Raw genomic sequence first — 14,430 nt, 5'->3', positions numbered from 1 at the left:
ACCTGGCCTGGCGTCCCTACTTGAAGCTCAGCAAGCGCTCCGCATGCTAAAGTCGCAACGCCCACGAATTGGGCCTCAGGTTTCCGATCTCTTACGAACTTTGCTGTGACGTCGAAAGGTGGCTCGATTGCGGGTTTAGCGCGCACACCAACCGGGACCCGGCCCTTAGTCGCCAGCCGCGACCGCGATGCCGTGGCGCATTCGGGCAAGAAACAAAGGTATGAGCGGCACCGACGAGGTAAGTACGATCATCTACCATCGAGCATGTAGCATCGATCAGCACTTAGCGGGCTTAACCGACAACGTGAGGGCGGCGCGCAAAGCGGCGCGGTGCCCCGGCCCCCCTGGCGCTCGGATGGTCTTCCCGACGATGATGCCGAGACGGAACAGCATTGTCGTTGCCGCCCCATGGTGCCGGCGATAGTAACGGATGCGATTAAGTGTGAGCAGTGCGGACAGGTAGGTGTTGCGTTGATATTCGCCGCCGATGTGAACGGCGCGCGCATTCGGGTCGTAGAGCACCAAAAATCCCGACCGGCGAACCCTTCGAAGGTAGTCGACTTCCTCGCTATAGAGGAAGAACGACTCGTCCCAGTCACCGACCATCTGGCGCGCGCGAGCGGAGATTGCGAGGATCGCGCCTGTCGCCCATTCGACCACGCCGCCGCGTCCATACAAGGCCGGGTCGGCGAGGGTCTCACCCCATCCCATGCAGGCGGCCAACGTCCCGCCGACGAGTGATTCCGCCCAGACGGTCTTCAACGAAGGCTCGCGCCGCAGAGAGTGGCAAACCTCACCATCGATGTCGAGGATCTGGGGTACGGCGACGCCAACGGAGGCATCCAAAAGGCGAGTGCTTAAACGCCGCGCCGCTCCGGGATAAAGCCGAATGTCCGGGTTCAGGATGAGAAGATCCGCATCAGCCCCGATTGTTGCGCTTGCGGCATTTATACCGGCTGCGTACCCGGCGTTACGCTTCATCCTGATGACCCTTGTGACCATAGAATGAGCGAGCGCCAGATCGCCCGAACCATCATGGGATGCGTTGTCGACGAGAACGACTTCGTAGGCCCTAACTCCCTCAAGACCTGCAGGCAAGGAGTCAAGCAGTCCCGGCAAGACGGCCGCGCTGTTGTAAGTGACGATCACCACTGCCAGCTTGCGAGTTTCCTGGGAACCCGTAAACGTCCGATCCTGGTCTCGCGTCCGTTTCGCAAATGCGTCCATCCGGTACCCCCGATCGATGCCCGCGCATGTTAGGGCTCACAAATCTTGCAGAAGGATCGCCGGGGACGAAAGACTGTCGAGAGAGGTAGCCCAGGCTTAGTTAGAAGCATGCGCTAATCCAAAAAGCCGACAGGCGCTGGAGGTCGCGACTATCCCGTCGGCGTAAGGCCGCATCGTCGTCGCGTATGCGCGAGCGTCATGATAAGACTTTGTGCGCAGTGGATTATCTTGCCAGATTTTCTAGCATGTTCTTGGTTTTTTTCGGCGATCAATTCAGTCTTCAACGATCTACTTGCGCCGGTGCCTGTGGCTTTCGGCCTTGTCCGTGGAAGCCGGCGAGGTTTGGGGAAGACGATCATGTCCATCGGAACAGATCCTTCGCTGCCCTCGAAAGCGGAAGACGGATTGGGCGACCGCGAGTTGATTCCCCATCTCGTTGACCGTATCACCGCGTGTCGGCTGAACAGGCTGCGAGTGCTTGAGGGAATGTCGGCTGACGCCCGTATCCTATTGGACGAACTGATAGTATTGGCAACGCGTGGTCTGCCCCGAATGCACAGCCAGGGGATGTTTGCGCACACGCTCCGTAGCGTGAGAACCGCAGAAGGCACCTCCGAGCAGCTCGAAGGCGAAAGCCTGCGTTATACCGCCATAGCTTCGCTCGGGTTGTCATGTCTGGCGGACGCGGTACAGTGCAGAATCTTGGCCGGCAGCACTGCGGCCGATCTCGCCCAATCGTGCGCGAAGCGCGCCGAAACGACTGACGACCCAGGGGCTGTCGCATTGGCGGCCTGGGCGGCTGCCGAGGCTGGAAAATTTTTTGCCTCGAAGCTCTTCCGCCGGTTAAGCGCGCTGCTTGCTACGGCCTCGCCGGTTACTACAGTGGATTGTGCGTGGGCCCTGACCGCGGCGATTGGCGGACAATTATTTGAGGATACATCGGACCTACGGACTCTTGCCGCCAACCGGCTCCTCGCTGGCCAGGCGGCATCAGGACTCTTTCCGCATATGCTCCCGAGTTCGGCCAGCGGCAGGTTGCGCGCCCATATCGGGTGCTTCGCCGACCAGGTGTATCCGATACAGGCTCTCTCTCGGTTGCATGCTGCGTCGGGCAATCCCTTCGCGATCAGGGCCGCCGAGGCGGCGGCGGGGCGAATCTGTGCGCTTCAGGGACCTGCCGGGCAGTGGTGGTGGCATTACGACACCCGCAACGGCGGGGTCGTCGAAGGTTATCCGGTATACAGCGTTCATCAGCACGCGATTGCCCCAATGGCTTTGCTCGACCTGCGCGAAGCCGGCGGCAGCGATCACTGGCAAGCCATCATAAGGGGACTGGAATGGCTCAACCAGCCTCCCGAGACCCCAGCGCCACTCGTTTCTCCCGAGAAGAATGTGGTCTGGCGCAAGGTCGCGCGCCGTGAGCCCAACAAGGCGGCAAGAGCGCTCGCCGCAATGGCGACGGCTCTAACGTCAGGAGCGCGCTTGCGGTGGCTGGACATTGTTTTTCCGCCGAACCGGGTGGACCGCGAATGCCGCCCCTACGAGTTCGGCTGGCTCCTCTACACATGGCTCGCGGGAGGCCCGGTGGCGAGACTCACGCCCGGCCGAGTTGACAATCAAAGCTCAGCCAGTGGGGGAGGTGCCGCATGAATCATCACCGCCAACTGTTGTTCGGTATGTATTTGGACGCCCTGAGAATGAATGACGTGGTCGAAGCGTGTCGTGCTGCGCTCATGACCCGCAACCGGCTTCTGCTCGGCGTGCTTAATGCCGCCAAGATTGTAAAATTGCGCAAGGATGCCCTGTTGCGCCGTTCGTTGATTGAATGCGATCTTTTGCTGGCGGATGGTCAATCAGTCGTGTGGGCCAGCAAGTTGCTTGGGCGGCCGTTGCCGGAGCGTATCGCGGGTGTCGACGTTTTCCACCAGCTGTTGTTACTCGCCCATAGAGAGGGACACGCCATTGCGCTTCTCGGTGCCAAGCCAGATATATTGGGTAGACTTCAGGAAGAGCTTCGAGCCCGCTTTCCCGGGCTCACGATCGTCTATAGCCATCACGGCTATTTCCAGGATAGCGAAGCGGCCGCAATTGCAGAAGACATCCGGCAGTCTGGCGCCGACATGCTCTTCCTGGGGATGACCTCACCCAAGAAAGAGATTTTCCTCGGCACCTATGGAGCATCCCTCGACGTACCGGTGCTGCACGGGGTCGGCGGTTCATTCGACATTCTGGCAGGCATCACAAAACGGGCGCCGCTGGCCTGGCAACGAGCAGGAATGGAGTGGGCCTATCGCGCGCTGCAGGAGCCGCGCCGGCTCTGGTGGCGCTATCTGACCACAAATACGAGTTTCATTCGGCTCACGATCGGCGAGTTGATCCATCCTGCCCGCGCCTTTGCGTCGGATCATGATGGGCCTGCAGCGTCCGCAACTCCGTTGCTCACGGGCGCAGCGTCGCGGAGCCCCTACGATGAGTGAGCTGTTCAAGGGCCGCATCGCGGTACTCGGGATGGGATATGTTGGGCTGCCGACAGCCGTGGCAATCGCGACGCGTGGCATCGACGTGGTCGGAGTCGACATAAATCCAGCGACAGTAGCCGCCGTTTCGCGCGGCGAGGTGCCATTCATCGAACCGGACCTCGCGGTGGCAGTCAGCGGCGCAGTTGCAATGGGACGGCTTACCGCTGCGTCGGAGCCGCCCGACGCGGATGCCTTCATTATAGCGGTCCCGACTCCCTTCCATGAAGACCGAACGGCGGACTTATCATGTGTGCGTGCCGCGGCAGAACAAATTGCGCCCAGGCTGCGGCCGGGCAATATCGTGGTGCTCGAGTCCACGTCGCCCCCCGGCACGACAGAAAGGGTGAGTGGCTGGATTGGCGCCTTGCGACCGGATATCAGGATGCCGCATGACGGTGACTCCAGTTCCGACATTTTCGTCGCCCATTGCCCCGAACGGGTTCTCCCCGGCCGCACCATGATCGAAATCGTCACCAACGACCGCGTCGTGGGTGGCCTTACGCAGCAATGCGCTGAAAAGGCCGCGTCGATCTACCGGCTGTTCGCGCAAGGCGAGATCCTGCTCACCGACGCCGCGAGCGCGGAAATGGCGAAACTCGTCGAGAACGCCTACCGCGACGTCAATATCGCCTTCGCCAACGAGCTCTCGATGATCACCGAGGCGCTCCATATAGACGTGTGGGAAGTCATCAGGCTGGCGAACAGGCATCCCCGGGTAAATATTCTCAGCCCCGGACCCGGCGTCGGCGGACACTGCATTCCCGTAGATCCGTGGTTCATCGTTTCGGCCGCGCCCGAACTGGCGCGGCTCATCCGCACGGCGCGCGAGGTGAACGACCGGCGGCCCCATTATGTGGCCGAGCAGGTGGTGGCGAAGGCCAAGCGCTTTCGGTCGCCGACGATCGCCTGCCTGGGCCTGACCTTCAAGGCAAACGTGGACGACGTTCGGGAGAGCCCGGCGATTGAAGTCGTCTCGCTCATTGCGGACGCTCTGGCAGACACGGAAATCTTGATTTCGGATCCGTTCGTAGACGCGCTGCCGACGCAGCTGTCAGGCTATTCCAACTTGCACCTTGAAAATGCCTACCAGGCCGTGGAGCGTGCCGATATCGTCGTGCTCCTGGTGGAGCACGAGCCGTTCAGGGCAATCTGGCACAACCGGCTAGGCGGCAAAGTCGTCTACGACACGCGCGGCGCCTGGCGCTGACTGTGCGGCCGGCAAGCGCAATCCGGTGTCGAATTCGCTCGGAAGACTTCCCACGCCGAAGAAATGCTCGATCGCCCGGACCGACCGGACGGCGGCCTGCCCGTCCCCATAGGGATTTACTGCGCGCGCCATCGCCCGATAGGCCTTCCGGTCCGTCAACAGCCGGCTAACCTCATCGACGATTAGCGCCTCGTCGGTACCGACGAGCCTGACGGTGCCTGCGGCAACCGCCTCGGGGCGATCCGTCGTTTCGCGCATGACGAGGACCGGTTTCCCGAATGTTGGAGCCTCTTCCTGGACGCCGCCGCTATCCGTCAACACGATCGAGCAGTCGCGCATGGCGCGGACGAAATCACCGTAATCGAGGGGTTGCGTTATCAGCACGTTCTGAAGCCCAGCCAAAGGTGGGAGCAGGACGTCGCGCACGACCGGGTTAAGGTGCGCCGGAAGCAGAAAGACAATCTCCGGAAACGCTTTCGACAGCCGCGAAATAGCGCGGGCCGCCCTGCCCATCGGTTCGCCCCAGGACTCCCGCCGGTGCGCTGTGATCAGGATGCTCCTCTTACCGGCAATCTTTCTGAGGTCCGGGTTGGTGGTCCTGCCGCGGTGCGCAGCGGCGTGAAGCAGGGCGTCGATCACCGTATTGCCGGTGACGACGATCCCACGCTCGTCGACGCCGTCATGCAGCAGGTTCGCTTTCGACGTCTGCGTCGGCGCCAGATGCAACGCCGCTATCTGCGTCGTCAGCCGCCGGTTGACTTCCTCGGGAAAGGGGTTGTTACGGTCTCCGGTTCTAAGCCCCGCCTCCAGGTGAATGAGCGGCACCTTGCGATAGAAAGCGGAAAGAGCGGCGGCAAAGCATGTCGTGGTGTCGCCCTGCACGAGCACCGCATCGGGTTCCTCGATCTGAATGACATGCGCAACGCCCTCGAGAACGCGACTGGTGACGTCCTCGAGCCTCTGGCGCTCCCTAATGACGTTGAGGTCGTGGGCGGGTCGAATTCCGAAGAACTTGTTGACCTGATCGAGCATCTCGCGGTGCTGGCCAGTGACGGCGACCACAGACGTGCAATGGAGGGAACGGTCGATTCCGCGGATGAGCGGCGCTACCTTGATCGCCTCCGGACGCGTGCCATACACAATCAGGACCTTGCGCATACCGGAATCCTTCCGATTGCTGTTGGTATTCATGCAGCCTTCAAACATGCTCGCGACGGGGCCGGCCGATCGGAAAGGACCGCCGACGCTTCAGTAGCCACATTTTTCGGGGCCAAATCGGCACTTGTTCAGGACGACACCGAGAACGTTTGTCATTTCAGAAAGCTCCTGCTCGCAGATATCAACTTCAGCGAGAGTGCTGTGCTCCGCCGCCGCAACGAGGATCACGCAGTCCACGTTCGGCAGAAATGCAATGACATCGTCGTTGGAAAGCATGGCAGGCATGTCGAACAAGATGACATCCGGCCTCATGCTTTGCCGCAGTTCCTCAAGAACCCTTGCCGTCTCGCGGCTTTGCAAGAGCTCCGCCGGAAACGCCGCGACCTGTTGGTTCGCCGCGATTGCGAGATTGTCGTTGTGGCGCAGAAAGACGTCCTCGATTTCGCTTTCGCCTTTCAGGAAATTCTCGATCGAAGTCGGGGCCTGGATGCCAAGCATCTCGCCGACCTGTGGTCGTTTCAGATCCAGGTCGAGCAGTAGGGTGCGACACTCTTTCTGGTTGGACAGGCTGAACGCCAGGTTCAATGCGACAAAGGTCTTTCCGCAGCCGGGCGTTGGGGAGGTGATCGCAACGGACGTCCAATTGTTTTGCTGCAGCTGCTGCAAGAGCTTTGTCCGCATGATGTCGAACGGTGCGTGCGCCGGATTGAGCCGGCTTGCGGTGATGATCCGGCTGCGGGCGATCACCCGCGGATCGGTTTGCAGCGGGGGCAGGCGCTCCCAGACCACTTCGCTTTCGACCCGCGCACAGGACGGGATCGTCTGTTCCGCCAGTCGTTTTGATCCGCGAATTTCCTGCAGGGATGCTTTAGGCTGTTCCATGTCTCGCGCGCCTCAAGTTCATACAAACGGCACAGCTTGTCTCGACTCCGTTCGTTCACGAACCAAGTGCAACAAGCCACGAATGGGTATTCGGAAATACAACTGAAAGTTGCATAAAAAGATAGAGTACGAGAATCAGCGATATCGGAACGGCCGCGGCGGAAAATACCGCCATAACGGTTCGCCAGGTGCGGATCCGCATCTCGTCAGCCGTCGCGATATAAGGGATGGTGGCGAGCGGCTGGTGGCCAAGCATTCGCACGAGCTCGACCGGCCTCCGTATCGTTCCACTTAGAACTTCGAGCAACAGCATGAATGCGACGGCCAATGCCACGCCGCCCACCGCGCCGCCGAGAGCAATAAGGCGACGCTTGGGGCCTACCGGAGACTCAGGTGGGGTCGCGGGTTCGAGGAGGGTGAAGCGGCCTCCGTCGGAACGTCTCTCAATCTGTTCTCCGATTAAAGCCTCAGCACGTCTCGCGATCGCAGTGTTGTATTGCGTCTGAAGATTTGTTCGGTTCCGCTCGAGCGAATATAGAACGGTTTCGCTGGCAGGCGTCGCCGTGATCGATGTCGTCAGCGCGACGATGCGCTGCGTGATCACTGCCTTTTCCCGACCGATCGTGCGCAAGCGCTCATCGATATAGGAGAGCGGAGAGTCGAGCGCGGAAAGCCGTCTCTTGTCGCTGGCCGATGAGGTTTCCGTGGAGGGTCTCGAGCGCGGCGCATCCTGCAACGAGGCGATCCGCGCACGAAGGGCCACGATGTTTGGACTGGTTTCCGAAAAGATCGCGAGCTGCTCGGCAAGCGCCCGGTTCAGGTCCAGCAGCATCTGCTGTTCCGGCGTCGCCCCGTTGGCGTCGACGATCTGCCCGGTAAGGGCGTAACTCTCGACTAGATTGCTGCGCCTGGCGCGCAGATCTGACTCTTCGCGCTCGAGCGAGATGAGTCTCTCCTGCTGGCTTATTTGCTGGCTGCGCCGGAAATCGCGACTTTCGGGAAGAGTGTTAGCGTTCTCGTTCTTGAATCTCAGGATCTCGGTCTCGATCCGCTTCAAATCCGACCCAAGTCTCGTGACCTCCTGATTGAAGAACTGCAATGTTTCGACGGCGCGCGCAGTTCGTTGCTGCTGCTGCTTGAGCAGCATCAGTTCGACGACCTCGTTGACGACCGTTGCCGCCAGATGGGGCTCATCCGCCGTGAAGGCGACGCTGAACACCAAGGTGCCAGGGCCACCGTGAGACGAACCCAAATCAGTCTCTTCGAATGTGATGCGGGATCGCATGTCGTCGACGACATCCTGGTCGGACGGCTTGTTCTTCCCGTAGATGTCGAGCTTGCCGGCGAGCCGGATGAGATCGTCGCGCGTCGTGATCTCCTGTCGAATGACCTGCAGTTGCTGGTTGGCCTGCATCGGCACGGTCGATCGCGCCAGATCCGCGGGGATCTGCGGTGCCTCCACCAGGATCTTGGCGCTGGCGCGATAAACCGGCGGCAGCACATAGGCTACGGTCACGGCGACCCCCAGCGCAACGGTGACTATCGCCACCAGGTAAGGCAACCTTCTGAAAAGGATCGAAGTATAGAAGCGTGCATCCGCGCTATTCATCTCGAACACACCTGAAGCTGAAAACCTGACGAGTATTGCCGAGTGTTGATTTTCAGGCGGTTTCGTATCGGGCGATAGTTCGTCAATGGTGGATGCCTGCATCCGGTCCTTGCCGGAGCTAGTTCTTTTGGCTAGTCCGCACCTACCGAGTCGAGATCTCTGTCCCTGATGGTTCCATGTGTCCGTCAATCTGTTGCTCGCTCTTGCTCGCCGCTGCGCATGCGAGGCGGATCTCGTCGGGAGAGCTGCGAGCATCCGGTTATGGCGGTGCCATGGCCAGATCGAACCAGCCGCGTGGGCGAGGTAAGCGAAATCTCGTCGTCACCACCTGCATCGAACGTAGTATGCCGTTGTCTGACGATTAAGCCGCGGTCCTGAATTCGTTCAGGGAGGATTAGGCTGCCTTCCCCCATCGCGGCATCTTCCAATCCTCGGCAGGCGCAGCCATGCTGCGTCCTTGGGCTTCGGCAGCATCAGCCGGGCGGCGACTGGATTGTCGCGGCCCGTTACAAAAAGCGCCTTGCTCGTGGTTCTCTGCCTTCGATATCTCAGGTGAGATCTGTCAATGAGCGCGTCACCGCAACTCAGTGTCGTCATTCCGCATCTCAACGAGCTCGACAATCTGCATCGATGCTTGGCCGCTCTCGATGCTCAGCGCGCCGAAGGCATTCCGTTCGAGATTATAGTGGTGGACAACGGCTCGACCGTTGATCCGGAGCCAGTTTGTTCGCGTTTCGAGGGTGTGCGGTTGGAGCGTGAGCCCGTTGCCGGTCCGGGTCCGGCGCGCAACCGTGGTGCCGGCGTGGCCCAGGCGGAGCTGCTGGCCTTCATCGATGCCGATTGCGTGGTGCAGCCTGGCTGGCTTCGCGCCATTATCAATCTGATGGACAAAAGGCCCGAGATCGACCTGCTCGCCGGCGACATCGGAATCCTGATGACCGATCCCGCCCGGCCGAGCGCGATCGAAGCCTACGAGAGCATCTACAGCTACCGCGCTCGTCTCTACGTTGAGCGCCATGGATTTGCGGCGACCGGTAACATGGCGGTCCGTACGCGGGTCTTCCGTTCGGTCGGCCCCTTCGGCGGCATTTCCACGATGGAGGACACCGAATGGGGCAGAGGCGCAACCGCGAAGGGCCATCGACTTGTCTATTTGGCGGAAGCCCAGGTCCTCACGCCCTCGTGCAAAACTTTCGGCGAATTGGCGCGTCGGTGGGACCGGCACGTCGCCCACGAATATTGTAAGGTCGGCGCTGATCCTTTGGCACGTCTCCGATGGCTGGTCGTCTCGGCGATGATCTGCATTTCGCCGCTGGCCGAGAGCCTGGCGGTCCTGCGGACGGACCGGGTGTCGGGTTACCGGAGCCGGTCGCTCGCGCTCATATGCCTGACCCGGGTGCGTTTCTATCGCGCTCGGCGGATGCTTGGTCTGGCGCTACATTGGAATAGCGCGGCATTGCTCGCCACCTGGAACCGGAAGTCCTGAGATGACTCCCCGTCGACCTGCCGTATTATGTATGTATGTATGTCGCCCAAGGGTATGCAGCGGTTTTTTGCCATGCGTGAAAAGACGGTTTAAAGGCATCCGCGTGAACTCCTTTGCGGTTTCGATATCTCCTCGTCAGATTGATCCTCGCACCATTTGCCCTGGTCATCGTCGCCGTCATTGCGTTGCTCATTGGCATGGATGGGGTCTTCAACCGCTTGGAAAGGATGGGAGGACGTTTCGGCTTTGAAGCTTCGAACGATATTCCAGAACCGAACAGCGATTGCAGGCATATTTCGAAGCGAATCCAGAGGCACGAGGAGATTGGGGTTGCACCCAGAAACTGCGCCATGATCCGCGTCTTACGGTCCTGGGGAAGTACCTGCGCAAATATTCTGTCGACGAATTGCCGCAGCTCTAGAACGTGTTTGTTGGCGATATGAGTCTCGTGCGGCCACGACGATGATTCCAGAACAGCGCGTGCACTATTCCGGCACCGCCTACTTCACCGTGCGCCCCCGAATGACCGGGCTCTGGCAAATCAGTGACCGCAACGCCTGCATGTTGCCGAGCGGGCGATGCATGACAACCGCTATGCGAGAACGATGTCCTTCGCCGTTGATCTTTGAACCCTGGTAAAAAACGGTGCTGTGAGGCGGGGTACCCTCTCTCGAGACTTACTTATTATTCCGTACGCTCCACTCCCTACTACGCCTTGCGGCTGAGTTTTTCAGCGTCTGGACAATTGCTATTCTCCACGTACCGACAATCCTCGTTCGATGGTCCTCAATATGAACGCGGTCCTGGCATTTCTCCGAACGGCGGCCAATTTTCGTGACAAGCTACTGTGGGGGCGACGAGCGGTGGGTGTAGGCGCCGCCGCGAGAGGCGCGGTGAGAATAGGCTATTTATACGTTCGCCGGCCGAGCAGAAGCGAAATAAAATTGCGGTGCGGACCGGTTCTCGAATTCGGCTTCCCGAGCCAGGTTCCGCATGTCCTTCTGGCCTTTGGGGATTTCATCGATCCGGAATACGCATTTCTCCGCAAGATCTATCGCCCAGGGTGGATCGTCGCAGACGTTGGCGCTGCCATTGGGCAGTTTTCTGTATTTGCTGCCACATTGCCCGCTGCCAAGGTCCACGCCTTCGAGCCGAGTTCTGCAAACGTCGCAGCTTTGTCGAGAAACATCGTCCGCAACGGGGTAAGCGATAGGGTAGAGGTCCATAGGATCGCTTTCTCAAACGCCGAATTCGAAGCGAATTTCGAGACCAGGGCAAATGCCTGGTTGAGCGGCATCAGCGAAACCGGGACAGAACTCGTGTCCGTTCGCACATTGACCGCTGACTTTCGAAGACTGGGATTGGATCACGTCTCGGTCCTCAAGATCAATGTCGCTGGATATGAGCCCCAGGTCATTGAAGGGGCCGACGCTTTTCTGGCCAAAGGCGGGGCCGACATATTGATACTTTTGCTCGGGCTGGCATCCCTGCCGTGGTATGCGAGGCTTGCCGCAAACGGCTACCGGTTCTTCTATTTCCATCCGAATGAGAATGCGCTCTATGAGGTCACTGCTTTCGATGCGGATTCAGTACTGGCGCACCGCCCCTGGCCCGCCCGCAACATCATTGCCATTCACCAGTCGGCTATGGAATCGCGCCTCGACATGTGGCTTCCGGTTCGCAGGATCTAAAACCAACGCGCTCGCGTAAAACACGATGTCCCCCCCCGAGGGCCGGTTCCTGACGCCGGTTGACCTTGCTAAACACAAGCTTCAAGTTCGGAGCTAAAACTCGGTCAGGCCGAGCCCAGTCGGTGCCCGATCAATCGGAGTGTTCAACGCGCCGACGCCATGGCCGCCGGGCACCGATCCGCACGAGTCGACGTTGCGCGTAGGAATGATGTCGGCTTTTCCATTGCCCAGCCTTTGGCGCTCGTCTGGCCGACGACGCTATGGCCGAGGCTGGAGTGATAGCTCTATCTTCTGGAGAAAAAGCCGCATCCAGCAGATCGTGACCGGCCGCGCGACGACTATGCAGGACGTGGCCGTAACCTGGTCGGCGTTGCCGACGACCTCCCTTATGAAGTAGTCGAAATCGATCCGACGAAAGAGCTTCAGACGCCTCCTAACGCCTTCGCCTCACGAAGCCGTTTCGCTACACCTGGGGTCACCGCGCCCGAGCGGGGATTTGCTGCGACTTCGCAATCACAGACTCGATCGACGCCTCACGACGAATCGTAGTCGCAACTTCAGGTTGCGAGTATCCAAAAAACTGTGGCCCCGCCATCGCGTGACGGAGTCGAAAAAATTTTCTTCCCTCGATAAAAAACACAGGTGAACCCTCCTCAAGCGCCATGATTGGTTCGTCAATCACATGCGCTCACCTGCCGAATCTTTCAAGAATATTACAGGCTTAACATGGCGGCGGGGTAATTTGTGGCGAAAATTGGGACCGTCGGAATCGGCCCTTTCTTATTAGTATGCTTAATTTTCTCTTGCCCCAGACACGCCATGATCGGTGGCTAGGGGGCAGTCCGGCACGGCAAGCAGGCATGAGCCGAACTCGCACAGAAGTAGTGCAAGAACCAATGGGTTCAGGGGTAGGGAAAGAAAGGCAAGTGAAGAGTGACAACAACATTTCCTGATGCTTCCAATACTGGCGTTCCGCAGGGGACAAATCTGACCCGACATACAGGGACACTTCACATCACGACTGACAATGCGGTGATCGAAAATCTGGAGATCGATGGCAACATCATTATCGATGCCAAGAACGTCACCCTCAAGAACATCAAACTCACCACCGACGACTTCAATGGAATTGAAGTCATGGGCGGTGCCACCGGGTTCACGCTGATGGACAGCGAAATTGATGGCGGCGGCACGGCGCATAACGGTCTCATGGCTCAGGGAACGATCCTGCGCACCAACATCCATGGCGTGGAGAACGGCATGACCCTCTATGGGCCATCGGAGATCCGCGACAACTACATTCATGGTCTGGCGGGTGACGCTAGCTCGCACTTCGACGGTATCGAAATTAACGGCGGCCATGATATCCAGATACTGCACAACACCGTTATCAACCCACACGACCAAACAGCGGCGATCATGCTGGACAATTGGGCCGCGGGTCTCTCGAACATCAAGGTCGACGGCAATTATCTGGAAGGGGGCGGCTACACCCTCTATCTCGATGATAACTTCAGCGGCGGTCCCGTCGACGACGCCTCGATCAGCATCACCAACAACCAGGTCGGCGGTGGCCACTGGGGCGACTTCGCGCTCTTTGGCAACACCCCGGTCATGTCCGGCAATGTCGGCCTCGGCGCCTCGCCGGGCACACCAACCACACCCACCACACCAACAACACCAACAACACCCATCACATACACTGGCACCCAGGGCGACGACGTCCTGCCCCTCGCAGGCGAACCGAGCGACGGGAACGAGACCTATAGTGGACTGGGTGGTAATGATGTGCTGAAAGGCGGCGCCGGGGCCGATACCCTCGACGGCGGTGCCGACGCCGACACGGCAAGCTACGACGGTTCAACGGCTGTGGATGTCAATCTCGCGACCGGCGCTGCAACCGGAGGCGATGCGGCAGGCGATAAGTTCGCCGCCATCGAGAACCTGAGGGGCTCCAGTAATGCCGACACACTCGGCGGCAATGCCGGGAACAACGTACTTAACGGCAGCGGCGGTTCCGACAAAATGGCTGGCCTGGCAGGCAACGACACCTATATCGTGGCCGATGCCGGCGATGTCGTCACGGAAAGCACCGGCGGCGGCATGGACTTCGTAAAGGCCGGTGTCAGCTTCGCGCTCGGGGCCAATGTAGAGAACTTGACGCTGACCGGCAGCGCAAACCTGAACGGCACCGGCAATGCCCTGAAGAACACAATCGCAGGCAATGCCGGCAGCAACCGTCTCAATGGCGGGGCTGGCGATGACGAGATCTCCGGAGGCGCAGGCAACGACACGATCGATGCGGCGTCGGGCGCGGACCGGGTGGCCGGCGGTGCCGGCGCTGACAAGTTCGTGTTCCGCCAAAGTCTCGTCAAGACCTCTGGCGCCGATCACATCACGGACTTCGACTCGTCCGACTTCATCTATTTCGATGCGAGTTCGGGGCCGACCGGAGCTCTTAATTCTGGGGCATTCGGGCTCAGTGCGAACGCGCTCGATGGCACCGACCGCTTCATGTATGACGCTCCCAACAAAGCCCTCTATTACGATAGCGACGGCAATGGCGGCGCGGCAAAGGTATTGCTTGCCACCTTCGACAACGGCTACACGCCATCGGCGAGCGATTTCCTGCTTTATTGAGGCCCGAAAGG

Annotated in this window: 11 protein-coding genes; 7 read left to right on the top strand and 4 right to left on the bottom strand. The window is 59.8% G+C overall.

Translation table 11 applies throughout. The features are described from left to right. Window positions 1-276 precede the first annotated feature (276 nt). Window positions 277-1,227: a glycosyltransferase family 2 protein gene (locus tag PYH37_RS01700; protein ID WP_280731737.1), complete on the bottom strand. Its 951-nt coding sequence runs from the start codon at window positions 1,225-1,227 to the stop codon at window positions 277-279. 342 nt (window positions 1,228-1,569) lie between these two features. Between PYH37_RS01700 and PYH37_RS01695 the strand changes: the two genes are divergently transcribed. Genes PYH37_RS01695 through wecC form a run of 3 tightly spaced genes read left to right on the top strand, consistent with a single transcriptional unit; the run spans window position 1,570 to window position 4,953 of the window. After that, on the top strand, window positions 1,570-2,877 hold the full coding sequence (locus tag PYH37_RS01695) for a hypothetical protein (protein WP_280731736.1): 1,308 nt from the start codon (window positions 1,570-1,572) through the stop codon (window positions 2,875-2,877). Beyond that, complete coding sequence (locus PYH37_RS01690; RefSeq protein WP_280731735.1) at window positions 2,874-3,704, top strand: WecB/TagA/CpsF family glycosyltransferase; 831 nt, start codon at window positions 2,874-2,876, stop codon at window positions 3,702-3,704. Before PYH37_RS01695 ends, PYH37_RS01690 begins: the two co-directional genes overlap by 4 nt. Next, window positions 3,697-4,953: a UDP-N-acetyl-D-mannosamine dehydrogenase gene (gene wecC / locus PYH37_RS01685; protein WP_280731734.1), complete on the top strand. Its 1,257-nt coding sequence runs from the start codon at window positions 3,697-3,699 to the stop codon at window positions 4,951-4,953. Before PYH37_RS01690 ends, wecC begins: the two co-directional genes overlap by 8 nt. On the opposite strand, the gene wecB is transcribed toward wecC, so the two are convergent. From wecB to PYH37_RS01670, 3 genes are read right to left on the bottom strand one after another with little or no spacing between them, the layout of a single operon-like run. Further along, window positions 4,909-6,144 (bottom strand): non-hydrolyzing UDP-N-acetylglucosamine 2-epimerase, encoded by a 1,236-nt coding sequence (wecB, locus tag PYH37_RS01680; protein ID WP_280731733.1) that lies wholly within the window; start codon window positions 6,142-6,144, stop codon window positions 4,909-4,911. The two genes, wecC and wecB, sit on opposite strands and share 45 nt — an antisense overlap. A gap of 57 nt (window positions 6,145-6,201) precedes the next feature. Further along, window positions 6,202-6,993 (bottom strand): CpsD/CapB family tyrosine-protein kinase, encoded by a 792-nt coding sequence (locus PYH37_RS01675; protein ID WP_280731732.1) that lies wholly within the window; start codon window positions 6,991-6,993, stop codon window positions 6,202-6,204. Window positions 6,994-7,048: 55 nt separating this feature from the next. Continuing rightward, window positions 7,049-8,602 (bottom strand): GumC family protein, encoded by a 1,554-nt coding sequence (locus PYH37_RS01670; RefSeq protein WP_280731731.1) that lies wholly within the window; start codon window positions 8,600-8,602, stop codon window positions 7,049-7,051. A 565-nt stretch (window positions 8,603-9,167) separates the two neighbouring features. Between PYH37_RS01670 and PYH37_RS01665 the strand changes: the two genes are divergently transcribed. The 4 genes from PYH37_RS01665 (at window position 9,168) to PYH37_RS01650 (ending at window position 14,419) form a co-directional block, all read left to right on the top strand. Beyond that, the gene (locus PYH37_RS01665) at window positions 9,168-10,088 is read left to right on the top strand and encodes a glycosyltransferase family 2 protein (protein ID WP_280731730.1); all 921 of its coding nucleotides are present in this window, start codon (window positions 9,168-9,170) and stop codon (window positions 10,086-10,088) included. A 283-nt stretch (window positions 10,089-10,371) separates the two neighbouring features. After that, entirely contained in the window at window positions 10,372-10,509 is a 138-nt protein-coding gene (locus PYH37_RS01660) for a sugar transferase (RefSeq protein ID WP_280731729.1), read from the top strand. 523 nt (window positions 10,510-11,032) lie between these two features. Continuing rightward, entirely contained in the window at window positions 11,033-11,779 is a 747-nt protein-coding gene (locus tag PYH37_RS01655) for an FkbM family methyltransferase (protein ID WP_280731728.1), read from the top strand. Between the two features lie 1,032 nt (window positions 11,780-12,811). Beyond that, a complete protein-coding gene (locus tag PYH37_RS01650) occupies window positions 12,812-14,419 on the top strand; it encodes a calcium-binding protein (protein WP_280731727.1) in 1,608 nt (535 codons plus the stop codon). Window positions 14,420-14,430 lie beyond the last annotated feature (11 nt).

It is taken from the genome of Sinorhizobium numidicum (assembly GCF_029892045.1).
GTDB classification, from domain to species: Bacteria; Pseudomonadota; Alphaproteobacteria; order Rhizobiales; family Rhizobiaceae; genus Sinorhizobium; species Sinorhizobium numidicum.
Note: the sequence above shows the minus strand (reverse complement) of the source record. Positions and strands in the feature narration are given on the sequence as shown.

Excerpts from the sequence above, each read along its gene's own strand:
- PYH37_RS01700 (WP_280731737.1), bottom strand. The coding sequence starts at position 1,227 with ATGGACGCATTTGCGAAACGGACGCGAGACCAGGATCGGACGTTTACG.
- PYH37_RS01690 (WP_280731735.1), top strand. The coding sequence starts at position 2,874 with ATGAATCATCACCGCCAACTGTTGTTCGGTATGTATTTGGACGCCCTG.
- wecC (WP_280731734.1), top strand. The coding sequence starts at position 3,697 with ATGAGTGAGCTGTTCAAGGGCCGCATCGCGGTACTCGGGATGGGATAT.
- wecB (WP_280731733.1), bottom strand. The coding sequence starts at position 6,144 with ATGAATACCAACAGCAATCGGAAGGATTCCGGTATGCGCAAGGTCCTG.
- PYH37_RS01675 (WP_280731732.1), bottom strand. The coding sequence starts at position 6,993 with ATGGAACAGCCTAAAGCATCCCTGCAGGAAATTCGCGGATCAAAACGA.
- PYH37_RS01670 (WP_280731731.1), bottom strand. The coding sequence starts at position 8,602 with ATGAATAGCGCGGATGCACGCTTCTATACTTCGATCCTTTTCAGAAGG.
- PYH37_RS01665 (WP_280731730.1), top strand. The coding sequence starts at position 9,168 with ATGAGCGCGTCACCGCAACTCAGTGTCGTCATTCCGCATCTCAACGAG.